The sequence below is a fragment of the Streptomyces fradiae genome, assembly GCF_041270065.1.
Taxonomy (GTDB): Bacteria; Actinomycetota; Actinomycetes; order Streptomycetales; family Streptomycetaceae; genus Streptomyces.
In genome coordinates this window covers 3,633,202-3,657,092 of record NZ_CP065958.1, presented here as the reverse complement: position 1 = coordinate 3,657,092, position 23,891 = coordinate 3,633,202, and the positions used below count along the sequence as shown (strand labels likewise).

23 protein-coding genes are annotated in these 23,891 nt (G+C 72.2%); 15 read left to right on the top strand and 8 right to left on the bottom strand.

The window, feature by feature from the left end; genetic code table 11:
• The first annotated feature begins 52 nt into the window (after positions 1–52).
• From JAO84_RS16465 to JAO84_RS16435, 7 genes are all read left to right on the top strand, one after another.
• Complete coding sequence (locus JAO84_RS16465) at positions 53–517, top strand: hypothetical protein (RefSeq protein ID WP_370413570.1); 465 nt, start codon at positions 53–55, stop codon at positions 515–517.
• Positions 514–1,164, top strand: a complete 651-nt coding sequence (locus JAO84_RS16460; RefSeq protein ID WP_370413569.1) for an AAA family ATPase — start codon at positions 514–516, stop codon at positions 1,162–1,164. Before JAO84_RS16465 ends, JAO84_RS16460 begins: the two co-directional genes overlap by 4 nt.
• Before the next feature lie 8 nt (positions 1,165–1,172).
• Positions 1,173–2,528: a tetratricopeptide repeat protein gene (locus JAO84_RS16455; RefSeq protein WP_370413568.1), complete on the top strand. Its 1,356-nt coding sequence runs from the start codon at positions 1,173–1,175 to the stop codon at positions 2,526–2,528.
• Positions 2,529–2,747: 219 nt separating this feature from the next.
• Positions 2,748–4,019, top strand: coding sequence for an aspartate kinase (locus JAO84_RS16450; RefSeq protein ID WP_265865208.1), 1,272 nt, complete (start codon positions 2,748–2,750; stop codon positions 4,017–4,019).
• A gap of 49 nt (positions 4,020–4,068) precedes the next feature.
• A complete protein-coding gene (locus JAO84_RS16445; RefSeq protein WP_370413567.1) occupies positions 4,069–5,160 on the top strand; it encodes an aspartate-semialdehyde dehydrogenase in 1,092 nt (363 codons plus the stop codon).
• Between the two features lie 338 nt (positions 5,161–5,498).
• Positions 5,499–6,182: a SigE family RNA polymerase sigma factor gene (locus JAO84_RS16440; protein WP_370413566.1), complete on the top strand. Its 684-nt coding sequence runs from the start codon at positions 5,499–5,501 to the stop codon at positions 6,180–6,182.
• Entirely contained in the window at positions 6,179–7,369 is a 1,191-nt protein-coding gene (locus tag JAO84_RS16435) for a hypothetical protein (protein WP_370413565.1), read from the top strand. The genes JAO84_RS16440 and JAO84_RS16435 overlap by 4 nt, the downstream gene beginning before the upstream one ends.
• Before the next feature lie 62 nt (positions 7,370–7,431).
• On the opposite strand, the gene JAO84_RS16430 is transcribed toward JAO84_RS16435, so the two are convergent.
• Together JAO84_RS16430 and JAO84_RS16425 are read right to left on the bottom strand one after the other, a co-directional pair.
• A complete protein-coding gene (locus JAO84_RS16430) occupies positions 7,432–8,172 on the bottom strand; it encodes an SURF1 family protein (RefSeq protein WP_370413564.1) in 741 nt (246 codons plus the stop codon).
• A gap of 23 nt (positions 8,173–8,195) precedes the next feature.
• On the bottom strand, positions 8,196–10,049 hold the full coding sequence (locus tag JAO84_RS16425; protein WP_370413563.1) for a prolyl oligopeptidase family serine peptidase: 1,854 nt from the start codon (positions 10,047–10,049) through the stop codon (positions 8,196–8,198).
• A gap of 71 nt (positions 10,050–10,120) precedes the next feature.
• Between JAO84_RS16425 and JAO84_RS16420 the strand changes: the two genes are divergently transcribed.
• From JAO84_RS16420 to JAO84_RS16410, 3 genes are all read left to right on the top strand, one after another.
• Positions 10,121–10,963 (top strand): class I SAM-dependent methyltransferase, encoded by an 843-nt coding sequence (locus JAO84_RS16420; protein WP_370413562.1) that lies wholly within the window; start codon positions 10,121–10,123, stop codon positions 10,961–10,963.
• Positions 10,964–11,062: 99 nt separating this feature from the next.
• Positions 11,063–12,082, top strand: a complete 1,020-nt coding sequence (locus JAO84_RS16415) for a YdcF family protein (protein WP_370413561.1) — start codon at positions 11,063–11,065, stop codon at positions 12,080–12,082.
• Between the two features lie 115 nt (positions 12,083–12,197).
• Positions 12,198–12,479 (top strand): hypothetical protein, encoded by a 282-nt coding sequence (locus JAO84_RS16410; RefSeq protein ID WP_370413560.1) that lies wholly within the window; start codon positions 12,198–12,200, stop codon positions 12,477–12,479.
• Positions 12,480–12,529: 50 nt separating this feature from the next.
• On the opposite strand, the gene JAO84_RS16405 is transcribed toward JAO84_RS16410, so the two are convergent.
• Positions 12,530–13,645 (bottom strand): serine/threonine-protein kinase, encoded by a 1,116-nt coding sequence (locus JAO84_RS16405; RefSeq protein WP_370413559.1) that lies wholly within the window; start codon positions 13,643–13,645, stop codon positions 12,530–12,532.
• 145 nt (positions 13,646–13,790) lie between these two features.
• Here JAO84_RS16405 and JAO84_RS16400 point away from each other — a divergent pair, with 145 nt between their 5' ends.
• Both JAO84_RS16400 and JAO84_RS16395 read left to right on the top strand, forming a co-directional pair.
• Positions 13,791–17,051: a CHAT domain-containing protein gene (locus tag JAO84_RS16400; protein WP_370413558.1), complete on the top strand. Its 3,261-nt coding sequence runs from the start codon at positions 13,791–13,793 to the stop codon at positions 17,049–17,051.
• Entirely contained in the window at positions 17,048–17,740 is a 693-nt protein-coding gene (locus JAO84_RS16395; RefSeq protein ID WP_370413557.1) for a hypothetical protein, read from the top strand. The genes JAO84_RS16400 and JAO84_RS16395 overlap by 4 nt, the downstream gene beginning before the upstream one ends.
• Before the next feature lie 208 nt (positions 17,741–17,948).
• On the opposite strand, the gene trxB is transcribed toward JAO84_RS16395, so the two are convergent.
• A complete protein-coding gene (trxB, locus tag JAO84_RS16390; protein ID WP_370413556.1) occupies positions 17,949–18,917 on the bottom strand; it encodes a thioredoxin-disulfide reductase in 969 nt (322 codons plus the stop codon).
• Positions 18,918–18,921: 4 nt separating this feature from the next.
• Positions 18,922–19,338, bottom strand: coding sequence for an arsenate reductase ArsC (locus tag JAO84_RS16385; protein WP_370413555.1), 417 nt, complete (start codon positions 19,336–19,338; stop codon positions 18,922–18,924).
• Between the two features lie 270 nt (positions 19,339–19,608).
• Between JAO84_RS16385 and JAO84_RS16380 the strand changes: the two genes are divergently transcribed.
• Both JAO84_RS16380 and arsB read left to right on the top strand, forming a co-directional pair.
• Positions 19,609–19,917, top strand: a complete 309-nt coding sequence (locus tag JAO84_RS16380; protein ID WP_265865222.1) for a helix-turn-helix transcriptional regulator — start codon at positions 19,609–19,611, stop codon at positions 19,915–19,917.
• Positions 19,908–21,014 carry an ACR3 family arsenite efflux transporter gene (gene arsB, locus JAO84_RS16375; protein WP_370416778.1) on the top strand — a complete coding sequence of 369 codons (1,107 nt, stop codon included), beginning with the start codon at positions 19,908–19,910 and terminating at the stop codon, positions 21,012–21,014. The genes JAO84_RS16380 and arsB overlap by 10 nt, the downstream gene beginning before the upstream one ends.
• Positions 21,015–21,072: 58 nt before the next feature.
• On the opposite strand, the gene JAO84_RS16370 is transcribed toward arsB, so the two are convergent.
• The 3 genes from JAO84_RS16370 to JAO84_RS16360 are packed head-to-tail and all read right to left on the bottom strand — an operon-like array spanning position 21,073 to position 22,343.
• Positions 21,073–21,435, bottom strand: a complete 363-nt coding sequence (locus JAO84_RS16370; RefSeq protein WP_370413554.1) for an ArsR/SmtB family transcription factor — start codon at positions 21,433–21,435, stop codon at positions 21,073–21,075.
• A 42-nt stretch (positions 21,436–21,477) separates the two neighbouring features.
• Positions 21,478–21,981, bottom strand: coding sequence for an N-acetyltransferase family protein (locus tag JAO84_RS16365; protein ID WP_370413553.1), 504 nt, complete (start codon positions 21,979–21,981; stop codon positions 21,478–21,480).
• A complete protein-coding gene (locus JAO84_RS16360) occupies positions 21,978–22,343 on the bottom strand; it encodes a helix-turn-helix transcriptional regulator (RefSeq protein WP_265865226.1) in 366 nt (121 codons plus the stop codon). The genes JAO84_RS16365 and JAO84_RS16360 overlap by 4 nt, the downstream gene beginning before the upstream one ends.
• A gap of 147 nt (positions 22,344–22,490) precedes the next feature.
• On the opposite strand from JAO84_RS16360, the gene JAO84_RS16355 reads away from it, so the two are divergent.
• Positions 22,491–23,864, top strand: a complete 1,374-nt coding sequence (locus tag JAO84_RS16355; RefSeq protein WP_265865393.1) for an NAD(P)-binding domain-containing protein — start codon at positions 22,491–22,493, stop codon at positions 23,862–23,864.
• Positions 23,865–23,891 lie beyond the last annotated feature (27 nt).

Here is a 23,891-nt window from a genome sequence, read left to right as displayed (position 1 = left end):
CGGGAGACTCGCAGCCGGGACGCGGCCTGTCCAGGGCTGCAATCATGTGTTCATGACGGGGAGCGGAGTGTCGGGCAGCCGGTCGGACGGTCGGTCGAAGGCCCTTTGGTGGGCGGGGATCGGGATCGGGGTCATCGGGGTCGCGGCCCTGGTCGCGGTGGCCGTGGCCGACCTCGGGAAGGCCGATCAGATCGCGAGCGTGGCCGGCGCGGTGCTCGCCGCCGCCGGGCTCGGCCTGTCGCTGTGGTCCCTCAGGGGCGGCGGCAGCGGCGGCGCCGCAACGACCGGCGTGACGGCCGCCGGTGAACGGTCGGTCGCGGCGGGCGGGAACATCGGGGCGGTGGCCACGGGCGACAGGGCGACGGCAGGACCGGCGCCCACACCGCCCCCGTCCGGCGGAACCCCAGCCCCCGGCAACCCCATTGCCCGGCCCGCGACCGGTCCCGTCACCGCCTCCGGCGACCGTTCCGTGGCCGCCGGCGGTGACATCGGCAGCGTGTCCACGGGGGACGCGTGAGGGGACGCAAGGGCGGAGACGTCGAGGCCGGGGGCGACCGTTCGGTCGCGGCCGGCGGGAACATCGAGCGGGTCACCACCGGCGACCATGTCACCCAGGTCGAACACGCCACCCTGCTCCCGCCGGAGGCCCTGAGCGCGGCCTCGGCGACTCACCCCCTGGTCAACGTGCCGCGCCGCAGCGCCCATTTCGTCGGCCGCCGCGAGGAGTTGGAGCGGCTGGACGAGGGCTTCGCGGCGGGCTCCGACCTGCTCGTGATCTGCGGGCTCGGCGGCGTCGGCAAGTCCACCCTCGCCGCCCGCTGGGCGGAGAGCCGGACAGAGAGCCGGGCGGAGAGCCGGACCGGCGAAGGTGCTCAACCGCCCGCGCTCGTCTGGTGGATCACCGCCGAGAGCCGCGCCGATCTGGACGCCGGCCTGGCGGGCCTCGGGGCCGCGCTGCAGCCCGCGCTCATCGACGTACTGCCCCCGGAAGCCCTGCGCGAACGGGCCCTGCAGTGGCTGTCCGGGCACGACGACTGGCTGCTCGTCCTCGACAACGTCTCCGCGCCCGAGGACCTCGCGCCGCTGCTCGACCGGGTCCGCCGGGGCCGGATCCTCGTCACCCCCGGCAGACCGGCGGCTGGCACGGCATCGCCCGGGTCCTGACCCTGGACGTGCCGGCCGCGCACGAGGCCGTCGAGATGTTCACCCGGATCCTCACCCACACCGGCCCCCGGGACACCGGCGGAGTGCACCGACTGTGCGCCGTGCTCGGGCAGTTGCCGCTGGCGATCGACCAGGCCGCCGCGTTCTGCGGACAGACCGGCACGAGCCCCGTCGAGTACCTGGAGCAGCTCTCCTCGTACGCGGGGGAGGTGTACGCCCTCCGGATCGGCGGCGGGGCCAACGAGGTCGCCGTCGCCTGGACCTGGCGGCTGACGCTCGACCGGCTGGCCGAGGCCGACCCGCTGACCGGCACCATCCTGCGGGTGCTCGCCTGGTGGGCGCCGGACCGGATCCCGCGCGCGCTGCTCGACCGGATCGCCGCGCCCTTCGCCGTACGCGGCGCGCTCGGGCTGCTCGCCCGGCACAGCATGCTCACCGTGCACGACGACGGCACCGTGTCCGTACACCGGCTGGTCCAGGCGGTGGCGCGTACGCCGGACGCGGCCGATCCGCACCGGCGGGCGGCCGACATCGACGCGGCCCGGCGGACGGCCGAGGAGGCGCTGCTCGCCGTACTGCCGGAGCATCTGGACGATCCGGCGGGGTGGCGGGCCTGGCGGGAGCTGTTCCCGCACGTCGACGCCTATGTCCAGCAGGCGGACGCCTCCGTGGACAGCGCGCGGACGGCGGAACTCGTCGTGCGTGCGGCGTGGCGGCTGCTCGACACGGGGGACTGGGATCTCGCGGAGGAGTGGTTCGAGCGGGCCGCTCGCGCCCGTGAGCGGGTCCTCGGCGCGGACGACCCGCTGACCGTGCTCGCCCGGGAGGGCGTCGCCGAGTGCTGGGCGCGGACGAATGAGGCGGCCGCGGCGGCGTGGGCGCAGGAACAGGTCGTCGACGATCTGACCCGGCTGCTCGGGGAGGACCGGGCCGAGACCCATCTGGCGCGGGCGCGGCTCGCGGTCACCCTGCGGTATCTCGGCGACACCGATGGGGCCGTGCGGCTCCTGGAGGGCGCGCTCGCCGGCCTGGAGCGGCTGCTCGGGCCCGCCCACCGGGACACCCTGCGGGTGCGGAACAACCTGGGCGTGGCCTACCAGGAAGCCGGGTATCCGGAGGAGGCGATCGCGGTGCACGAGGCGACGCTCGCCGAGCGGGTGCGGCTCCTGGGGCCCGGGCACTCCGACACGCTCACCTCCCGGCTCAACCTGGTGCATCTGTACGCAGCGGTGGGGCGGACGGAACAGGCGGCGGCCGACTACGACGCGGTGCTCGCGGACAGCCTGCGGCTGCTGGGCGAGGACCATCCGTTCACGGTGCACGTCCTGCACCGCCCGCGGCCCGGCGGGGATATCGGCACCTGAGCGGTACCGAAATGTGAGACGGCCCACACGCCCGCGTACATCCCGGCTGCCCGGGAAGGCGGTGGCCAGGGCGGTCCGAGCCACCGGCGCAACGCGCGCATGATCACGTACCGAGCATCGCATCTCAAGATGTGATATACGGTCGGCGATTCCGGCCCGCTCGTTAAACTGACGCCGACCGCAGTGTTCACTGCGGCAGAGACTGAGCGAGGAGCGCACGTGGGCCTTGTCGTGCAGAAGTACGGAGGCTCCTCCGTTGCCGATGCCGAAGGCATCAAGCGCGTCGCCAAGCGAATCGTGGAAGCCAAGAAGAACGGCCACCAAGTGGTCGTCGTGGTCTCCGCGATGGGCGACACGACGGACGAGTTGATCGATCTCGCCGAGCAGGTATCCCCGATGCCGGCCGGCCGTGAGTTCGACATGCTGCTGACCGCCGGAGAGCGGATCTCCATGGCCCTGCTGGCCATGGCGATCAAAAACCTGGGCCACGAGGCCCAGTCGTTCACGGGCAGCCAGGCCGGTGTCATCACCGACTCGGTCCACAACAAAGCGCGCATCATCGATGTCACGCCGGGCCGGATCCGTACCGCGCTCGACGAGGGCAACATCGCCATCGTGGCCGGCTTCCAGGGTGTGTCCGCCGACAAGAAGGACATCACCACCCTGGGCCGCGGCGGCTCGGACACGACCGCCGTCGCCCTGGCCGCCGCGCTCGACGCCGAGGTCTGCGAGATCTACACGGACGTCGACGGCGTCTTCACCGCCGACCCGCGCGTGGTGAAGAAGGCGAAGAAGATCGACTGGATCTCCTTCGAGGACATGCTGGAGCTCGCCGCCTCCGGCTCCAAGGTGCTGCTGCACCGGTGCGTCGAGTACGCACGCCGCTACAACATCCCGATCCACGTCCGCTCCTCCTTCTCGGGGCTGCAGGGCACGTGGGTCAGCAACGAACCGACAGGGGATCCGAAGGTGGAGCAGGCCATCATCTCCGGTGTCGCGCACGACACCTCCGAGGCCAAGATCACGGTCGTCGGCGTGCCGGACAAGCCGGGCGAGGCCGCCGCCATCTTCCGGGCCGTCGCGGACGCCGAGATCAACATCGACATGATCGTGCAGAACGTGTCCGCGGCCTCCACCGGCCTGACGGACATCTCCTTCACGCTTCCCAAGGCCGAGGGCCGCAAGGCCATCGACGCCCTGGAGAAGACGAAGGCCACGATCGGCTTCGACTCGCTGCGCTACGACGACCAGATCGGCAAGATCTCCCTGGTTGGCGCCGGTATGAAGACCAACCCGGGCGTCACCGCGGACTTCTTCCGCGCGCTGTCCGACGCGGGCGTCAACATCGAGCTGATCTCCACCTCCGAGATCCGCATCTCGGTCGTGACCCGCGCCGACGACGTCAACGAGGCCGTGACCGCCGTGCACACCGCCTTCGGTCTGGACTCCGACTCCGACGAGGCCGTCGTCTACGGCGGCACCGGCCGGTGACGTGCCCCCGGTAGGTACGTCGGGTACATCGGGCACGGGTACATCGGGCATGCCCGGCACCGGCAAGCCGACGCTCGCGGTCGTGGGAGCGACCGGGGCGGTCGGCTCCGTGCTGCTCCGGACGCTGTCGCACCACGCGGACGTCTGGGGCGAGATCCGGCTGCTCGCCTCCCCTCGTACGGCCGGCCGCAGGCTGACCGTACGAGGGGAGGAGTGCGAGGTCCTCGCGCTGAGCGAGGCGCACGAGGAGCACCTGGCGGGCGTCGACCTCGCGCTCTTCCTGGTGCCCGAGGCCGTCGCGGCCCGCTGGGCGCCGATCGCCGCCGCCAAGGGCGCGGTGGTCGTGGACACCTCCGCCGCCTTCCGGGGCGACTCCGACGTGCCGCTCGTGGTCCCCGAGATCAACGCGCACGCCGCCCGGGTGCGCCCGCGCGGCATCGTCGCCAGCCCCGGCTGCGCGACCCTCACCCTGGTCGTCGCCGCGGGCGCGCTGCACGCCGAGTACGGACTCGACGAGCTCGTCGTGACGGTCCAGCAGGCCGCCAGCGGCGCGGGCAGGGCCGGTACGGGCGCGCTGCGCGAGCAGCTGGCCCTGGTCACCGGCAGCGAGCTCGGCAACCACCCCGGGGACGTCCGGCGGGCCGTCGGCGACCACACCGGCCCCTTCCCCGGGCCGCTCGCCCTCAACGTGCTGCCCTGGTCGGGCGCGCCCGCCGCCGACGGCTGGTCCTCCGAGGAGCTGGCCGTCCGCGAGGAGATCCGCAAGATCCTGGACCTGCCGCGGCTGCGGGTCACCGCCACCTGCGTCCGGGTGCCGGTCGTCACCGGGCACTCCGCCTCCGTGCACGCCCGCTTCGAGCGGCCGGTGACGGTGGGCCGCGCGCACGAGATCCTGGCCACCTCGCCGGGAGTGGTGCTGTACGACGATCCCGCCGCCGGCGACTACCCGACGCCGGCCGACGTCGTGGGCACCGACCCCACGTGGGTGGGGCGGGTGCGCCGGAGCCCCGACGACGAGCGGGCCCTGGAGTTCTTCGCCTGCGCCGACAACCTCCGCAAGGGCGCCGCCCTGAACGCCGTACAGATCGCCGAACACATCGCGGCCGAGCTGTCCGGCCCCTCAGGCACTTCCGACCGGTGAGGTCTCTCCGACCGGTGAGGTCTCTCCGGCCGGTGAGTGTCCGAAAATCGGCCTCCCCGTGTCGATCAACTTTGTAGGATCTGTGAACGCCTTGTGAGCAAATCGGCGTCGGATGCCTCTTGATCAGGTCAGATGTCCTGGACGACGATGCTGTTCCCTCCCTCTGCAACCGGTGGTCGGGCGGGAGCGTCTTCGCGTGCACCCGAACCATGTGCCACGGAGCACGTCGCACAATGGGGCATCGGGGGAGAACGGGTACGCATGAGGGCGAATGGCGCACCGCCAAAAACGGTGGCGTACGCGTACAACCCTGACGGGGGGAAGCGTGTCCAACAGGCGTGGCAGAGGTACTCGACATCGCAGCGGTCATCCCGCTGCGCAGCGCAGCGGTCGCGGTGCGCCCGCTCCGGCGGCCGCGCCCGGCCGGCGGCATGCCGGTGATCGCGCCGATGCCCATCAGGACCGGCCGGCCGGCCGGCATCAGCGGTATTCCGGCGCCCCGCGAGGGCGCTGACGACGCGATGGCTGCCGGCACCACCGTCGACCACCTCACCGAGACCTACCGCGCGCACTACCGCTCGCTGCTGGGTCTCGCCGCGCTGCTCCTCGACGACACCGCCTCCTGCGAGGACGTCGTCCAGGAGGCCTTCATCCGGGTGCACTCGGCGCGCAGCCGGGTGCGCGACCCCGAGAAGACCCTGGCCTATCTGCGGCAGACGGTGGTCAACCTCTCGCGCTCCGCGCTGCGCCGGCGCATCCTCGGTCTCAAGCTGCTCTCCAAGCCCATGCCCGACATGGCGAGCGCGGAGGAGGGCGCCTACGACCAGCTGGAGCGGGACGCGCTGATCAAGGCGATGCGCGGACTCCAGCGGCGGCAGCGCGAGGTCCTGGTGCTGAGATACTTCGCGGACATGACGGAGGCTCAGGTCGCGGAGACCCTCGGGATCTCCCTGGGCTCCGTCAAGGCGTACGGCTCCCGCGGCATCGCGGCGCTGCGCGTCGCCATGGAGGCCACGTCATGAGCGGGCCGCTGGACGGCGCCGGTGACGGCACCCGGGAGGGTGCCCGTGACGGTGCCGCGGAGGGGCGCGCCGCGGCGCGGCAGGCCCGCGCGCAGTGGCGCGGGCAGCACGACGAGCACGGTGACCGGGACGACCTGAGTGGACGCGGGATGGTGAACGAAGCGCCGGACAACGGCACGCCCGACGAGCTGGCGCTGCGGCGGCTGCTCCAGGGCGCGGTGGCCGGTCTCGAACCCACCGAGGGCGCGCTCGACCATCTGCGCCGCGCCGTGCCCGCCCGCCGGGCCCGCAAGCGGCAGGCACTGGTCGGCATGGCCGCCGCGGTCGTCCTCATCGGTACGGCCGTCCCGGCCCTGGTGCACGTCGCCTCCTCGGACGGGATCACCGCCGACAACGCGATCAACGCCGGGCACGGCGAGCAGGCCCAGGGCGGCACGGGCACCGAGACCGGCATCGAGGGCGGGCAGCACACCGCCGCCCCGCTGCCCGGCACCGCCGCGCCGAAGCCGGGCGAGGCCGACGGCACCAGCGGAAAGCCGACCGCCTCGGCGCAGAACCCGGGCACCGGCACCGACCCGGCCGGCACGCCGACCGGCGCCCCGCCGACCCAGCCGGTCTGCGCGGCCGCGCAGCTGGGCGTCAGCTCCGTCCAGACGGGCGCGCCCGACGCCACCGGCAAGGTCTACGGCACCTTCCGCATCGCCAACGTCTCCGCCAGCGACTGCGTGGTCGGCGGCGCCGGCCAGGTCGGCTTCGCCGCCCGCGGCGCGGCCGACGGAGCGAAGATCGCGGTCGTCGAGCACACCAGCGGGGACGTGGCGAGCGGTCTGCCCGACCCCTCGCAGGAGGCGCCCCAGCTGCTGCTGACCCCGGACAACGCGTACGAGGTGCGGTTCGCCTGGGTGCCCAGCGAGACCTGCCCCACCACCGGCACCACCCCGACGCCCACCCCCACCCCGTCGACGGGCGGTTCCACCTCGGGGGGCGCGGGCACGACCGGCGGTTCCACGGGCACCGGAGCGGCGGACAACGCGGTGGCTCCCCAGCTCGTCACCGACGGCACCCCGGCCGACGGCAGCGTCGAGGTCACCCACACCGCCGACCCCGGCGGCCCGGTCGCCGCGGCCACCATCCCCAACGCCTGCGCCGGCACGATCTACCGCACGGGAGTCCTGGACGCGTCCTGAGGGCCGGGGCCCCGGCCCCGGCCCTGGCTGGGCGCGGGGCCTTGGGCCTGGGCCCTGGGGCCCTACAGGCCCAGGGCGGCGTCCCGGGAGGCCTCGGCCTCCCGGCGGAGCAGGCGGAACCACATGAAGACTACGAAGCCCGCGAACACGAACCACTCGGCGGTGTAGCCCAGGTTCTGGAAGGCCTTCATGTCCAGGCCGGTGCCCGCGGCCGCCTGGGCCGGGACCGGGGTGAGGCCGGAGGGCGACTCGGTCAGGGTGATCCAGGCGTCGTAGACGTCGTCCGACACCACGTTCACCAGGGATGCCGCGCTGATCATGCCGAGCTGCCCCTGCGGCAGCCCGCCGGCCGTGCGGACACCCTTGGTGCCCTGGCTCTCGGAGGCCTGCAGCGCGCCCGTCACCGTGACCTCGCCGGACGGCGGCGCCGGCGCCTTCGCGCCGGACGGCAGCCAGCCCCGTACCACCGGCAGCGCCCGGCCGCCGTCGGTCTTCAGGAGGGTCAGCACATACGCGCCGGAGCGCCCGTCCAGCTCCCGGTCCGGGACCAGGAACTGCTCGCCGTACCGCCCGCTGGCCCGGGCGACCCGCCCCGAGGTCTCCTTGTCCACCGGCAGCAGGGTGTCCAGCGCCTCGGGCGCCTGGGTCGACGGGTCGGGCCGCTGCTCCGCCTGTTCGTGCGACGCGACGCGGTCCTCGAACTTCCCCATCTGCCAGGTCCCCATGAACAGGCAGAACGGGATCGCCAGCAGGACGAAGACGTTGATCCCCCACCAGCGGGGCGTTCTCAGGAACCGGTACACACCCCCACGGTACGCAAGGCCGCTCAGCCCACCTCCTTCCGGGTCCCCAAGTGGCGGGCCGCGAAGTCCAGGTCAAGCGCGACCTGCTTGATCCGCTCGTCCACCACCAGCGAGCCGTGCCCCGCGTCGTACCGGTACACCTCGTGCACCGCGCCGCGGGCCGCCAGCCGGTCCACGTAGTTGTCGATCTGGCGGATCGGGCAGCGCGGGTCGTTGACGCCGGCCGAGATGTGCACCGGGGCCGTCACCGCGTCCACATAGGTCAGCGGCGACGAGGCCGCGTACCGCTCGGGCACCTCCTCGGGCGAGCCGCCGAGCAGCGTGCGGTCGAGCGCCTTCAGGGCCTCCATCTCGTCCTCGTACGCCGTCACGTAGTCCGCGACGGGCACCGCGGCGAGCCCGACCGCCCAGGCGTCCGGCTGGGTGCCCAGGCCGAGCAGGGTCAGATAGCCGCCCCACGAGCCGCCGGAGAGGACGAGCCGCTCCGGGTCGGCGAGGCCGCTGTCGACGGCCCAGGCGCGGACCGCGGCGATGTCCTCCAGCTCGATCAGACCGACCCGGTGCTTCAGCGCGTCCGTCCACTCCCGGCCGTAGCCGGTGGAACCGCGGTAGTTCACCCGCACCACCGCGTACCCGTGGTCGACCCAGGCGGCGGGACCGGACGCGAAGGCGTCGCTGTCGTGCCAGGTCGGGCCGCCGTGCACTTCGAACACGGTCGGGAACGGGCCCTCGCCCTCCGCCGGGCGCTGCACAAGCGCGTGCACCCGGCCCCCCGGGCCCTCCACCCACACGTCCTCCACCGGCACCGACGGCGGCGCCTTTTGCCCCGGCGGGTCCAGGACCACCGAACCGTCCGTGGAGCGCACGACCGGCGGCTGGGCGGCCGAGGACCACAGGTACTCCACCGAGCCGTCCGGGCGGGCCGTCGCGCTCGACACCGACCCGGCCGGGGTGTCCACCCGCACCAGGGCGCCGGTGCCGATCTCGTACCGCCACAGCTCGCTGCGGGCCTCGAAGCCGTGCACGATCAGCAGCCCAGAGCCGTCCGGATACCACTCCGCCGATACGTCGCCCGGCAGGTCGAGCCGCAGATCGGTCTCCGCGCCCGTGGCCACGTCCCACAGCATCGGCTCCCAGCGGCCGCGCCGCTGGTGCCCGACGAGCAGCCGGGTGTCCCCGGCCAGCGGCGCGAAGCCGAGGACGCTCAGGCCCAGCTCCTCCGTACCGCCCTTGGTGTCGTCGAGCTCCGCCACCACCGAGGCGTCCGCGGCCCGCAGCACCCGGACCGCCGAGTGCATCGCGTCCCCGTGCTCGGTGTGCTCGACCGCGACCAGGGCCGCGTCGTGCGACAGGTCGCCGACCCCGGCCGACTCCCGGTGCCGGTAGATCTCCACCGGCCCGTCGGCGCCGGGGCGGACGAGATCCACGGTCGAACCGTCCTCGTCCGTGGACCGGCCCACCACGACCGTGCCGTCCCGGCCGAGCGCCAGGCCCGCCGGATAGGAGGCGGCCAGCCCCGGCACGGCCTCCTCGTCCGCACCGCCGCCGAACGGCTGCCGCATCCACACGCCGAACTCGTCGCCGTCGGTGTCCGCGAACCACCAGACCCAGCGCCCGTCCGGGCTGAGCGTGCCGTCCGTCGTCCCGTTCGGCCGGTCGGTGACCTGCCGCTGCCCGCCGGTCGCCCGGTCCCACGCGTACAGCTCGAAGGTCCCCGTCGCGTTCGACACGAACAGCGAACGGTCCGGGGCCTCCTCCGCCCACTCGGGCAGCGACACCCGCGGCGCCCGGAACCGCTGCTCCCAGAGCGGCACCGCGGTGCTCTCGCTCCTGGTCTCGTCGTTGCTGTCGTCCTTGATCCCAGTGATCTCCGTCATGCAGCCATGATGCTCCGCGCGACCGACAAACCGTTCGCCCCGCCCACGAACCTGTGGATAACCTCGCGGACATGTACGCATCACAGCCGCCCGAGGGCTGGTACGAGGCCAACCGAGCCCGCTGGGACGAGCGCGTCCCGCTGCACGCCGCCAGCGAGTTCTACGGCCTCGCGGACTTCCGGGCCGGCAAGGACCCCCTGCGCGACTTCGAGCTCGCCGAGGTCGGCGACGTCACCGGCCGCAGCCTGCTGCACCTGCAGTGCCACATGGGCCAGGACACCCTGTCCTGGGCCCGCCACGGCGCCTCCCGCGTCGTCGGCCTCGACTTCTCCGAGCCCGCCGTCGAGACCGCCCGCACCCTCGCGGCCGACCTCGGCCTGGGCCCGGACCGGGCGGCGTTCGTCGCCGCCGACGCGTACGACGCGGCCGGGGCCGTGCCCGACTCCGCGTACGACATCGTCTACACCGGCGGCGGGGCGCTGTGCTGGCTCCCCGACATCGACCGCTGGGCCGAGACCGCCGCGGCCCTGGTGGCCCCCGGCGGCTTCCTCTACCTCGCCGAGTTCCATCCGCTCATCGACGTCTTCGACGACGAGACCGGCTCGCGGGTGATCAACGACTACTTCACCAGCGACGTGTGGGTGGACACCACCCCCGGCACCTACGCCGACATCGACGCCGGGATCGAGACCGTCCACAACCGCAGCGTGGAGTGGCAGCACCCGATCGGCGAGGTCGTCACCGCCATCGCCAAGGCGGGCCTGCGCATCGAGTTCCTGCACGAGCACGACGTCACGCTGAACCAGCGCTACGGCACCCTCAGGCGCCACGACGACGGTTACTACCGCTTCCCGGCGGACCGGCCCCGTATTCCGCTGATGTACTCGATCAAGGCGTCCAAGCCGGCGGCCTGACCCGGAGGGCACCGCCCGGCGAAGCGCCCCGGGAAGCGGAGGTGCCCATCCCGCTTGTGTTCAGGGGCAGTTGTCGGTGGCGGTGTCTACGATGTCCGCATGTTCGTATTCGTCGTGGTCGCCGCCGTCTTCGCCGTGCTGTTCGGGCTCGGCGTGCTGCGCGACCGGCGGCGCTTCAGCAACGCGGTGTATCTCGGACTCGCCGTCAGCTTCCTCGGCCTCGGGCTGCTCGCCGGGATCGACGAGGCGCCGCACGGCGTGGCCGAGACGGTCATGGTGGTCGGGCTGCTCGTGCTCGCGCTCGGCCCGGTGGCCCTCGCCGGACTGCTGTGCGCCAACGGGGTCAAGATGGTCCGCAAGGAGGGCAGACGCCCCGCCAACCTGCTCTCGCTGCTCGCCGGGCTCGGCATCTTCGGCGTCATGGGCCTGATGGCCGCCGCCTTCGCGACCGGATCGCAGACCCTCGGGATCGTCGTCGCCACCCTCCTGATGATCCTCGGCTACGTCTCCTTCCTCTTCCTCTGCTTCATCGGCTACGCCTTCCTGTACGGCCGGATGCGCATCCGCCGCGACGCCGACTACGTCGTCGTCCTCGGCTCCGGACTCATAGGCGGCCGCCGGGTGCCGCCGCTGCTCGCCAGCCGGCTGGAGCGCGGCCGTGAGGTGTACGAGACGCTGGCCCGGCGCCGCGAGGTGGACCGCACCCCGGTCCTGATCACCTCCGGCGGCCAGGGCCCCGACGAGCAGCTGCCCGAGTCGCACGCCATGGCCGACTATCTGATGGAGCGCGGCTTCCCGGCCGACCGGATCGTGCGTGAGGACCGCTCGCGCACCACCGAGGAGAACATGCTCTTCAGCAAGGCCGTGATGGAGGCGGAGCGCCCCGGCTCCGAGTGCGTGATCGTCACCAACAACTTCCACGCCTTCCGGGCCGCCCTGATGGCCCGGAAGGCGGAGGTGAACGGTCAGGTGGTGGGCTCGCCGACCGCCGCGTACTTCTGGCCGAGCGCGACCATCCGCGAGTTCGCCGCGGTCTTCCTCCAGTACAAGGCGGTCAACCTGGGAATCTGCGGCTCCCTGATCCTGCTGGGAGGCCTGGCCCTCGCGTTCACGGGGTGAGGACCAGCCGATCGGACCATGGGCGACGTACCACCGCATGTCAGACAGCGCGGGAGGTCCTACCCTGGAAGTCCTACCCTGGAGGGAAGGCGGCCCGGCGCGCGGAGGCGACGTCATGAAAGCACGGCACCACTTCCACATCGACTACCGCGGCCACTCGGTCAGCGCCACCGTCCAGACCGGCCACCACCCGGTCGTCGAGATCCTGGTCGACGGCAAGGAGACGGGCTACGCGACGAGCCAGGACGACCGCCCGGTCATGGTCCACATCGAGCTGCCCACCGAGCCGCCGACCCCGGTCGTCGTCCGGGCCACACCCGGCCCGGGGGTGCCGCGCTGCCTGCTGCTCGGCCCGGAGGAGCAGGAGGGCCATGTGATGGCCCCGCGGATCTACTGATCCATTGGTCTACTGAGCCGCTGCCCGACCGACCGACCGGCCGACCAGGCTCAGCTGAGCCAGGCCATCCCGATCAGCAGGAAGACGACGAAGGCGACCGCACCGGCCACGGCGGCGGTTCTGCGCGGTCTGCGCCGGGATATCGCCGCCAGCGCGTTCTCGGTGGGCGGCTGGGCGCGCCGGGACGTCCGTGACTGCGGCGGTGCCGACGCCATCGCGGCCGGGCCGGGAGCCGGGGCGGTCTGCGGCGCGTGGTGCGGCGCGCGCGGTGCGGTGTGCGGTGCCGTGTGCGGTACGGGACGGGGCACGGACTGCGGTACGGGCTGCGGTACGGCCGGGGGCAGCGGCATCGGCTGGTCGCGCCACGAACCCGAGGTGAACCAGTCGGCGATGGCCTGCGCCGAGGGGCGCTGCTCCGGCTGCTTGGCGAGCAGCGACAGCAGGTACGCCTCGAAGGCGGCCGGCATCGGCACGCCGAGCTGCCGCGGCGGCGCCGGCGGGGTGTCGATGTGCTGGTAGAGCAGCGCGGTCGCGGTGTCGGCGCGGAACGGCGGCTGTCCGGTGAGCAGTTGGTAGAGCACGCAGCCCAGCGAGTACACGTCCGAGGCGGGCGAGGCGGGCTGCCCGAGGGCCCGCTCGGGCGCGAGATAGAGGCCGGTGCCGACGATCTGGCCGGTGGTGGTGAGTCCCGCCGAGGGGTCGTCGACGAAGCGGGCGATGCCGAAGTCGGCGAGCTTCACGGTCCCGTCGGCGTCCATCAGCAGGTTCCCCGGCTTGATGTCGCGGTGCACCACGCCCTGCCGGTGCGCCGCGGCGAGCCCGGCGGCCGCGTGCGCGGCCACCGTGGCCACCTGCTCGGGCCCGAGCACCACCGAACGGCCCCGGTCGCCGGCCAGGCTGTCGCCGGACACCAACTCCATGACGAGGAACAGCTTGCCGTCCCAGGTCCCGAAGTCGAAGACGCCGACCACATGCGGATGGCTCAGCCGCGCCGCGGTCTGCGCCTCCATCCGGAACCGCTCGGCCGCCGACGGATCGTGCTCGTGCCCCAGCATCAGCTTCACGGCGACATCGCGCCCGAGCACCTCGTCGGTCGCCCGCCACACCTCACCCATGCCGCCACGCCCGACACACACTTGGAGCTGATATCGGTCCGCGACCAGCACCTGAGACCCACCCTTCTTCTTGACGCCCCATCGTAGAGCGGGTTTTGAAGGGCTCTTGCGTCGCGTCCGGATCAAGGGACACGGTCCGTCAGGGGAGCTCGGGTCGCCTTCACTACGATGGGTGCTCCGACGAATGGGGGGATTCGTGACAGACGCGCGCCGCGGGACCGGGGACGAGGGACCGGCCCAGCCCGAGATCCCCGAAAAACCCGAGAACCCCGAGGTCCGACGCCAGGCCGAAGCCCTGCTCGACCTCGCCCGCCGGTTCACGTCGCGTGTACTGACCGAGGACGAGGCCCTGCGCCGCGTGCGGGACCCCGCCCTCGAACTCTCGGAGGCCGCCCTGGGCTCGGTCGTGCTGGGGGCGTTACGCGTCGTCAGGGCCGGCACGCCGGGCGACGCGGTGCCGGCGCTCACCCTTGTACTGGAGGCCGCGCGGTCCCGCTGGGGCGCCCGGCAGGGAACGCCGTGGTGGTGGGCGGCCGACGCCTATGTCGAGGCGGCGCGCCTCGCCCTGGTGGACGTGGCGGACGGGCTGCTGTTCCGCCGGGCCTGCGCGGTGGCGGACGAACAGATCGCCGTTCTCCGTGCCGGCGGCCGCGCCGAGGCGGCCGATGACGCCAAGGACGCCAAGGACGCCAAAGACGCCAAGGACGCCGAGAACGTCGCCGAACTCGCCGAGACGCTGTTCGCCGCGGGTCTGCTGCGCGTCACCCCGTATCTGGGAGGCATGGCGGGACTGACCTTCCAGTCGGCGCACGCCCTGTGGCGTGAACGCAGAGCCCGGCACCGTGCCGTCCACCCCGACGACTCCCTCCCGTCGGAGACCGCGGAGATGCCGCCTCCCCTGGCCGCCATCGAGGAAGGCGTCGGCTATCTGCGCGAGGCCGTCGAGCTGTCGCGCGGGCACGAACGGGCGCGGGTCCTCAAGGCGCTGGCCGAGGCTCTGACCATGGTCGCCGGTCTTCGGCAGGAGTCGTACGACGAGGAGATCCGGGCCCTGGCCCGCGAGGCGTTCGACCTGCTGGATCCCGTGCAGGACCCGCTCACCCTCCTCTACCTGCTGAGGATCCTGCATCTGCTCGGTGAGCTCTCGCTGCCCGCCGACCTCCAGGACCTGCTGCCGCTGCCGCTGGCCGCCATCCGGGCCCGGCAGGGGGCGCAGGAGGCCGCGGGCGTCTTCTCCGAGGCGCTCACCCTGGCCGAGGAGGCCCGCCGGCCCGATCTGGAGTTCCAGCTCCTCCAGGCCGCCGACCGCGAGCTGCCCGAACTGCCCGGGGACGCGTACCGCCGGCGCCGCTGGGCCAGCGAAGTGCACTGTCTCGCGGGCGAACGCCTGGGCTGTTTCGCGGGCCGGATCCGCGTGGCGGAGGCCGCGGACCTGATCGCCGAACGCGCTGACGAAGAGGGCTGGTCACCCGAGGAGCGCGCGGCAACCCTCGTCCATCTGGCGGCACATGCCCGCGGGAGCGGCGAGGAGCACATCGGCCGCGCTCTGACGGCGGAGGCGCGGGAGCTGGCGCCGGAGCTGCGCCGACGGTGTGGTCCCGCACTGGACTATCTGGACGCGACGCTCTCGTACGAGACGGGCCTCGGCACCCCGGCGGGACAGGAGGCCCTCGCCGCCCGCCACTTCGCCGACGCGCTCGCCTCCTACGCGCTGTGCGGCCAGCTCGATCTGGCGCTGAACAGCCTCGACGCCGCACTGCGCAGCGTGCAGGCGGCCGACGCGCACGATGCCGGCGCGGCCGTGGCCGCGCTGATTCCCGCCTCCGCATGGCTCCGGGGCGGGTTCGACGAGGTCATCGGCTGGAAACTGCGCGATCTCTACCAGCAGTTGGTCCTCGCGCTGAGCGGCCCCACCCTCTCGTACGGTCTGATGCTGGCGATCCATCAGGCCGCCAAGGGCGTCGACTTCACGTTCCGCACCGGACGGCCCGGCCCGTTCGCACCCTCCGAACGGCTCTCGCGCCTTCTCGCCCGTATCCGCGCGGACGAGTCACCGTCGCTGGCACCGTCGTCGGCGCCATCGTTCCCGCCTGAACCGCTCGGCGAGCCCGAACTCCCGGGCGCCGACGAGGCCATGCTCTTCTACGTGGCCACCGGCGAATCGGAGCCCGGCAGCGACGCCCAGACGCTGCGCCGCAACGCACAGCGTGCCGCGGACCGGTGGATCAGCCAGGAACTCGTGGCCGAGGCGCCCGCGGACGGCATTCCGGTGATGTTCCCCGACGAGCTGCAGGCGCTCCTCCCCGAGGACACGGTGCTGCTCTCGCTCTTCCTGGCCCACACGCGCCGGGCCGGGTCCGACGCGCCGGTGGCCTCGCTCTCCGGCCTCGCGGTGACCCGCGACGACATGCGGCACCACACCGTGATCCTCTCCGATTTCGAAGCCGGGCTCATCCGCTTCACGAAGGCGGGGCACACCCTCTCCGCCCACCCGGTGGCGTTCCACGTCGCCGAGCTACGGCAGGCCGTCGTCGCGGACCCGCTGCACCGCCAGGTCGGCCGGCAGGCGCAGGAGCGGCTCCGGCAGGACGGCGTCACGCATCTGGCGGCCTTCACCACCGCCCTCGACGACTGGCGGGCCCAGGGGAAGCGCCATCTCTGCATCTGGCCCAACGGCCCCTTGCATTACGTCCCTTACCACCTGCTCGATGTCGACGGCCGTCCGCTCGCCGACGACTGGACCGTCACGCAGGTGCCGAGCCTGGGTTTCCTCCGGCCGCCGTCACCCGGCAGTTCGCCCGCACCCGGCGGTCCGCGGGCCCCTGGGCGGGGACTTCTCGCCTTCGCGTCCGGCGCCGGAGGCGCCCCGCACGGTTTCCCCGCCCAGGACGACCTGGAGACACATGCCGCCCGGGTCGCCGCGGCGATGGGCGGCCGTGCCGTGCTGGGGGCCGCGGCGACACCGCGACGGCTCCTCGCCGAACTCCCCGGCGCGCGGTACGTCCACGTGGCCGCGCACGGCGCGCACAACGAGTGGGCTTCCTGGTACCAGTGCCTGTTCCTGTCGCCGGATCCGGACAACGACGGGCGCGTCTTCGCCCACGACATCCTCCGGGCGGACCTGCGGGGCGTCGAACTCGTGACGATGAGCTCCTGCGAGTCCGCCCTGGGGCGTTTCGACGTCAACGACAACCTGCGCGGCCTGCCCGCCGCCTTCCTGTCCGCCGGGGCCTCGGCCGTCATCGGCTGCCTGTGGCCGGTCCACCCCCAGGTGGCCACGGATTTCTTCGGGACCCTTTACGAGCACCTCGCACGGACGCCGGACGACCGGCGGGCCGCCTTCCGCGCCGCCCAGACGGCCGTCCGAGGCCGCCACCCGGCCTACCGGGACTGGGGCTCGTTCTGTTTCATCGGCGACTGGCGCCAGTCGAACGCGAACCACGGAGCTGCCACGTGACCCTTCTTGAACTGCCCCTGCCCGTGCCGCCGCTCCACGAGATCGACCTGGTGGCCGTGCCCAGGCTCCAGTCACCCGCTCCCCAGCCCCGTATCGAGGGACGGGTGTCGCTCAGCGCGGCCGTCGTCCATCCGCTGACGGCGGAGGAGGCGGCCGGGAGCGAGGCGGAGTGGCTCGGCTTCCTGACGGCGGAAGCGCCGCACAGCGCCTACTTCCTCCTCAGCCTCACCTGCGCGTTCCGCCCCCCGGGGAACGGCGATCCGTTCGCCGACGCGGCGGTCGGCGTCCTCCTGGAGTCCCCCTACGAGCCCGCCGACCGACAGCCGATCGCCTGGTCGATCTCCCCCAAGAAGCGCTCCCACCCGGTCGAACGGTCCGGCTCCATCGCGCTCAGCGCCAGTCTCGCGATCGTCGAGACCACCCTCGAACTCACACCGGGCCAGGGCCGTGAGGACATCTCCGTCATCGGAATGGGGGAAAGGGACAGCGACCCCGAGTGGCGCCTCCAGGCGACGGGCCGCCGCCCCCTCATCGGCGACGAGACCTTCACGATGATCGTCAAAGCCGCCGCCGGCGCCCCCGTCCAGGCCCACGTGACCGTCGCCGCCACCATCAGACACCGCCGTTTCGGCCTGATCCCCTACCGCGCGGACCTCCCCACGGCCCTCCGGACCATCAACCTGCACTGACCAGAGCGAAAGCCGACCCGACCCGACCCGCCCACGCCCCGGGTCGGCCCCCGCCTCTGGAGACTCGCCTCGGCGATTCACCCCGGAAACCACTCAGGGGCCTGATCCGATGTCTCGGCTCAGGCCCCTGACCTGGTCTTGCGGCTGTCGGGGTGGCGGGATTTGAACCCACGACCTCTGCGTCCCGAATGACGTTCGGTCCGGATCGTCACCGGCCGGTGTGCGCCAGCGCCGCCAGGTGGCGTTCGGTGTCGAGGGCGGCCTGGCAGCCGCTGGCGGCGGCGGTGATGGCCTGGCGGTAGGTGTGGTCGACGACGTCGCCGGCGGCGAAGACGCCGGGGAGGTTCGTGCGCGTCGAGGGGGACTCCACCTTGATGTAGCCCTCGCTGTCGAGGTCGATCTGGCTGGTGAAGAGTTCGGTGCGCGGGTCGTGGCCGATGGCGATGAACAGGCCGGTGGCGTCGAGGTCGCGGGTCTTGCCGGTGATGACATCGCGGAGGACGACGCCGGCGAGCATGCCGTTCTCTTCCTTGAGTTCGGCGATCTCGCTGTCGAAGGCGAAGGAGATCTTGTCGTCGGCGAACGCGCGGTTCTGCATGACCTGGGAGGCGCGCAGGGTGGAGCGGCGGTGGACGACGGTGACGGAGCGGGCGAAGCGGGTGAGGAAGGTGGCTTCCTCCATGGCGGTGTCGCCGCCGCCGACCACGACGATGTCGCGGTCGCGGAAGAAGAACCCGTCGCAGGTGGCGCACCAGGACACCCCGCGGCCGGACAGTTCGTCCTCCTTGGGGAGGCCGAGCTTGCGGTAGCCGGAGCCGGTGGCGATGATCACGGTCTTCGCGCGGTGGACGGTGCCGGCGGAGTCGGTCAGCCGCTTGATGTCGCCGGTGAGGTCCACCTCGACGATGTCGTCGTCGATCATCTCGGCGCCGAACTTCTCGGCCTGGGCCCGCATGTTGTCCATGAGGTCGGGGCCGTCGATGCCGGTCGGGAAGCCGGGGAAGTTCTCGACCTCGGTGGTCGTGGTGAGCGAGCCGCCGACGAAGATCGAGCTGCCGAAGAGCAGCGGCTTGAGCTGGGCGCGGGCCGTGTAGAGCGCGGCGGTGTATCCGGCGGGGCCGGAGCCTATGACGATGACCTCGCGGACGTCGTCGGTGGCGGCGGGGGTGTCGGTCACGGGGTCATGCCTCCTGCGTGGCGTCGATCTCGGCGATCAGGGACTCGATGCGGGTCCTGATCTCGTCGCGGATGGGACGGACGGCCTCGACGCTCTTGCCGTCGGGGTCTTCCAGCTCCCAGTTGAGGTACTTCTTGCCGGGGAAGATCGGGCAGGCGTCGCCGCAGCCCATGGTGATGACGTAGTCGGACGCCTGGACGGCCTCGGTGGTGAGGATCTTGGGGGCCTGGCCGGCGATGTCGATGCCGAGTTCGGCCATGGCTTCCACGGCGGCCGGGTTGATCTGATCGGCGGGGAGGGAGCCCGCGGAGCGGACCTCGATGCGGTCGCCGGCGCGGTCGGAGAGGAATCCGGCGGCCATCTGGGAACGGCCGGCGTTGTGGACGCAGACGAACAGGACGGAGGCGAGCGAGGCAGGCATGAGGGCGTTCCTTTGGTGCGGTCGTGCAAGGGATCACGTGCCGAGGCCGGTGGCATGGCAGTGCGGTGACGCGGGTGTCGAGGCCGCTGCGGACGCACGGCGACGCCGGTGTCCGGCAGGTCGGGTAACGGTCCGGCCGGGCCGTGATGGCCGCAGGCGGCCGGCTGCGAGGAGGCGGTCATGGCAGGGGCCTCCTTCGACGGCCATAAGTCAGCCCAAGATGTCAGTACGAACTGGTGTCAGTGTCGACTGATGTGAGAGTATCAGTCCATGATGACGTCAGTCGACACTGATCTGATTCGGGTGCTGGGCGACCCCCTGCGCCTCCGGATCGTGACCCTGCTAGCCCGCGAGACGCTGTGCACCACCCACCTCGTGGAGGAGACCGGTGCCAAGCAGACCAACCTCTCCAACCACCTGAGAGTCCTGCGCGAGGCCGGGGTCGTCGAGACCGAGCCCTGCGGCCGGTTCACGTACTACCGGCTCAAGCCGGACGTCATCGAGCAGCTCGCCGGCCAGTTGGCCGAGCTGGCCGAGTCCGCCCGTAACGCCGCCGAGAACAAGAGGGCCTGTCCGTGACTCCACCCGCTCCCGTGACCGCTGCCGAAGAACAGTCGGTGGTCGCGAAGCTGTCGACGCTCGACCGCTTCCTCGCCGTCTGGATCCTGCTCGCCATGGCGCTCGGCCTGGGGCTCGGCCGGCTGATCCCGGGGCTGAACGATGCTCTGGCGAAGGTCGAGGTCGGCGGTGTCTCGCTGCCGATCGCGGTCGGCCTGCTGATCATGATGTATCCGGTGCTCGCGAAGGTCCGCTACGACAAGCTCGACACCGTCACCGGCGACCGCAAGCTGATGGTCTCGTCGCTGGTGATCAACTGGGTCCTCGGCCCCGCGGTCATGTTCGCCCTTGCCTGGATCTTCCTGGCGGACCTGCCCGAGTACCGCACCGGCCTGATCATCGTGGGCCTCGCCCGCTGCATCGCCATGGTGATCATCTGGAACGACCTCGCCTGCGGAGACCGCGAGGCCGCCGCCGTCCTCGTCGCCCTCAACAGCGTCTTCCAGGTCCTGGCCTTCGGCCTGCTGGGCTGGTTCTACCTCGACATCCTGCCCGGGTGGCTGGGCCTCGGCGAGGGCGAGACCCTCGACATCTCCATGTGGAAGATCGCCCTCAACGTCGTCATCTTCCTCGGCATCCCGCTGCTCGCCGGCTTCCTCACCCGCCGCATCGGCGAGAAGAGGCTCGGCCGGGAGTCCTACGAGGTGAAGTTCCTGCCGAAGATCGGCCCCTGGGCCCTGTACGGGCTGCTGTTCACGATCGTCATCCTCTTCGCTCTACAGGGGAAGACGATCACCTCGCAGCCCCTCGACGTGGCCCGCATTGCGCTTCCGCTCCTCGTGTACTTCGCCGTGATGTGGTTCGGCACCTTCGCCCTCGGCAAGGCGATCGGCCTGCACTACGACCGCACCGCCACCCTCGCCTTCACCGCCGCCGGCAACAACTTCGAGCTCGCCATCGCCGTCGCCATCGCCACCTTCGGCGTCACCAGCGGTCAGGCCCTGTCCGGCGTCGTCGGCCCGCTCATCGAGGTCCCCGTCCTGGTCGCGCTCGTCTACGTGTCGCTGGCCTGGCGCAGGAAGTTCGCCGCCCCGGCCCACGTGCCCACGCGGCGGTAGTCGCGGTGCCGTGCGCTCCCGGCCGTCCCGCTCCTTCCGGCGGGCGCGGCCGGCGCGGTCATTCCGAGGCGGCCTTGATCAGCAGGCGGCCCATGGCGGCGAGCACGGCGGGTTCGAAGCGGTAGTAGACCCAGGTGCCGCGTCGCTCGGAGGAGAGCAGGCCGGCCTCCTTGAGCTTCTTCAGGTGGTGCGACACGGTCGGACCCGACACGCCCACGTCGGAGATGGCGCAGACGCACGGCTGCCCCTCCTCGAACGAGGCGATCGTGGACAGGAGCTGGAGGCGGATCGGATGGGCGAGGACGTGGAACGCCTTCGCGGTCCGCTCGGCCTCGTCTGCGGTCAGGGGGCGCTCGTTCAGGGGCGTGGCGGAGAGCTCGGCCTCGACCCGGGGCAATGGAAGCCTGGGGGAGTTCGGCATTCCCCTATGTTGACATACATCGAATCAGGCGGCGCCGTGGCGTCAGGCGATGTGAGGGCTGCGGCGTTCGATGAGCACGGTGTCGCGCCAGCGGCCGTGGTGCAGTGCGATGCGTTCGCGGGTGCCGATGATCCGGAAGCCGGCCCGCTGGTGGACGGCGAGGCTGGCGGCGTTCTCGGGGAAGATTCCGGACTGGATCGTCCAGATCCCGGCCGCCTCCGTCGAGTCGATCAGCGCCTTGAGCAGGGACGCGGCGACGCCCCGCCCGCGCGCGTCGGGGTGTACGTAGACGGAGTGCTCGACCACACCCGCGTACGCGGCCCGCTCGGAGACCTTGCTCGCGGCGACCCAGCCGTGCACACGGCCGGTCTCGTCGACGGCGGCGAAGCGGTGCCCGGGCAGTCTGGCGGCGTCGAACCGCTCCCAGGTGGGAGCGGCGGTCTCGAAAGTGGCGTTGCCCTCGTCGATCCCGGCCTGGTAGATCGCCAGGACCTGCTCGGCGTGCTCCGCCGCGAGGGGTACGACGGCCGCGGTGGAGGCGGTCACGCGGCGGCTGCCTTGGTGAGCAGCTGCCCCATCGCCGCGAGTACGGCCGGCTCGACCCGGTAGTGCACCCAGGTGCCGCGTCGCTCGGAGGAGAGCAGGCCGGCCTCCTTCAGCTTCTTCAGGTGGTGCGACACGGTCGGCCCCGACACGCCCACGTCGGAGATGTCGCACACGCACGCCTCGCCGCCCTCGTGGGAGGCGACCGCCGAGAACAGGCGCAGGCGGATCGGGTTGCCCAGCGCGTCGAACATCTTCGCGGTCCGCTCGGCCTCCTCGGAGGTCAGCGGGCGCTCGTTCAGCGGCGGGCAGCAAGGGGCGGCGGCCTCAGGCTGGATCAGCGGGAACTCGGTGCTATTCGACATGTGTCTATGTTGACACATGTCGAACCAGCAGACGGAGGCGGGGTTACCAGGCAACTTCGATGAATGTCTATGTTGACGCATGTCAATTCAGGTGTCATGCTGGCCGAGCAATACATCGACAGATGTCGAAATAGAGAGGGGAACGTCGTGAACGCCACCGTCACCGACCAGCTGCCTGTCCTCGTGATCGGCGCCGGGCCTGCCGGCCTGGCCGCAGCCGCCCACCTCGTCGAGCGCGGACTCGAACCGCTGGTCCTGGAGGCCGGGCCGGTCGCCGGCGCGGCGGTGCGCGAGTGGTCGCACGTCCGGCTGTTCTCCACCTGGGGCGAGATCACAGACCAGGCCGCCGAGAAGCTCCTGGCCCCCACCGGCTGGGTGAAGCCCGACGCGAAGACGTACCCGACCGGCGGCGACTGGGCGGAGAAGTACCTCCAGCCGCTGGCCGACGTCCTCGGCGACAAGGTCCGCTTCGGCGCCACGGTCACCGGCGTCTCCCGCTCCGGCCGCGACCGGATCGTCGACGCCGACCGGGAGACCCAGCCCTTCGTCGTCCACGTCGCCCACGCCGACGGACGCGAAGAGCGACTTTTCGCCCGTGCCGTGATCGACGCCTCCGGCACCTGGTCCACCCCGAGCCCGGCCGGCGCCTCCGGCCTGCCTGCCCTGGGCGAGAAGGCCGCCGCCGACCGCGTCACCTACCGCGTCCCCGACCTCAAGGACCCGGTCGTCCGCTCCCGTTTCGCGGGCAAGCGCACCGCAGTGATCGGCTCCGGCGCCTCCGCGTTCAACGCGCTCACCTCGCTCGCGGACCTGGCCCGGGCCGAGGACGGCGAGGGGACCAAGGCGGTATGGATCCTGCGCCGTGGCATCTCCGGCTCCACCTTCGGCGGCGGCACCGCCGACCAGCTGCCCGCCCGCGGCGCCCTCGGGCTTGCCGCCAAGGCCGCCGTCGACGAGGGCCACGCCGACGCCGTCACCGGCTTCCGTACGGAGGCGATCGAGCGCGACGGCGACCAGCTCGTGCTGGTGGCCGAGGACGGCCGACGGCTCGAAACGGTCGACGAGGTCATCGTCCTCACCGGCTTCCGCCCCGACCTGTCCTTCCTCGACGAGCTGCGCCTCGGCCTGGACGAGCGCCTTCAGGCCCCGGTCGAACTCGCTCCGCTGATCGACCCCAACCAGCACTCCTGCGGCACCGTCTACCCGCACGGCGTGAAGGAGCTCTCCCACCCGGAGGAAGACGTCTACCTCGTCGGCATGAAGTCCTACGGCCGCGCCCCGACCTTCCTCGCCCTCACCGGCTACGAGCAGGTCCGCTCCGTGGTCGCCTCCATCGCCGGCGACCACGAGTCCGCCGAACGCGTCGAACTCGTCCTGCCCGAAACCGGAGTCTGCGGCGGATCCGGCCTCTTCGACCAGCCCGACACCGACAACCAGTCCGACGGCGGCGGCTGCTGCGCCCCCGCCCCGGCCCTCATCCAGCTCGGCACCAACACCCAGGCGCCGTCCTGCGGATCGTGACCGACCTGACCACCCGGGGCCAGGCGG

Bases quoted from the DNA above. Each gene is read 5' to 3' on its own strand.
- JAO84_RS16465 (WP_370413570.1), top strand. From the start codon at position 53: ATGACGGGGAGCGGAGTGTCGGGCAGCCGGTCGGACGGTCGGTCGAAG.
- JAO84_RS16445 (WP_370413567.1), top strand. From the start codon at position 4,069: ATGCCCGGCACCGGCAAGCCGACGCTCGCGGTCGTGGGAGCGACCGGG.
- JAO84_RS16435 (WP_370413565.1), top strand. From the start codon at position 6,179: ATGAGCGGGCCGCTGGACGGCGCCGGTGACGGCACCCGGGAGGGTGCC.
- JAO84_RS16425 (WP_370413563.1), bottom strand. From the start codon at position 10,049: ATGACGGAGATCACTGGGATCAAGGACGACAGCAACGACGAGACCAGG.
- JAO84_RS16420 (WP_370413562.1), top strand. From the start codon at position 10,121: ATGTACGCATCACAGCCGCCCGAGGGCTGGTACGAGGCCAACCGAGCC.
- JAO84_RS16415 (WP_370413561.1), top strand. From the start codon at position 11,063: ATGTTCGTATTCGTCGTGGTCGCCGCCGTCTTCGCCGTGCTGTTCGGG.
- JAO84_RS16410 (WP_370413560.1), top strand. From the start codon at position 12,198: ATGAAAGCACGGCACCACTTCCACATCGACTACCGCGGCCACTCGGTC.
- JAO84_RS16385 (WP_370413555.1), bottom strand. From the start codon at position 19,338: ATGCCTGCCTCGCTCGCCTCCGTCCTGTTCGTCTGCGTCCACAACGCC.
- JAO84_RS16380 (WP_265865222.1), top strand. From the start codon at position 19,609: ATGATGACGTCAGTCGACACTGATCTGATTCGGGTGCTGGGCGACCCC.
- JAO84_RS16370 (WP_370413554.1), bottom strand. From the start codon at position 21,435: ATGCCGAACTCCCCCAGGCTTCCATTGCCCCGGGTCGAGGCCGAGCTC.
- JAO84_RS16360 (WP_265865226.1), bottom strand. From the start codon at position 22,343: ATGTCGAATAGCACCGAGTTCCCGCTGATCCAGCCTGAGGCCGCCGCC.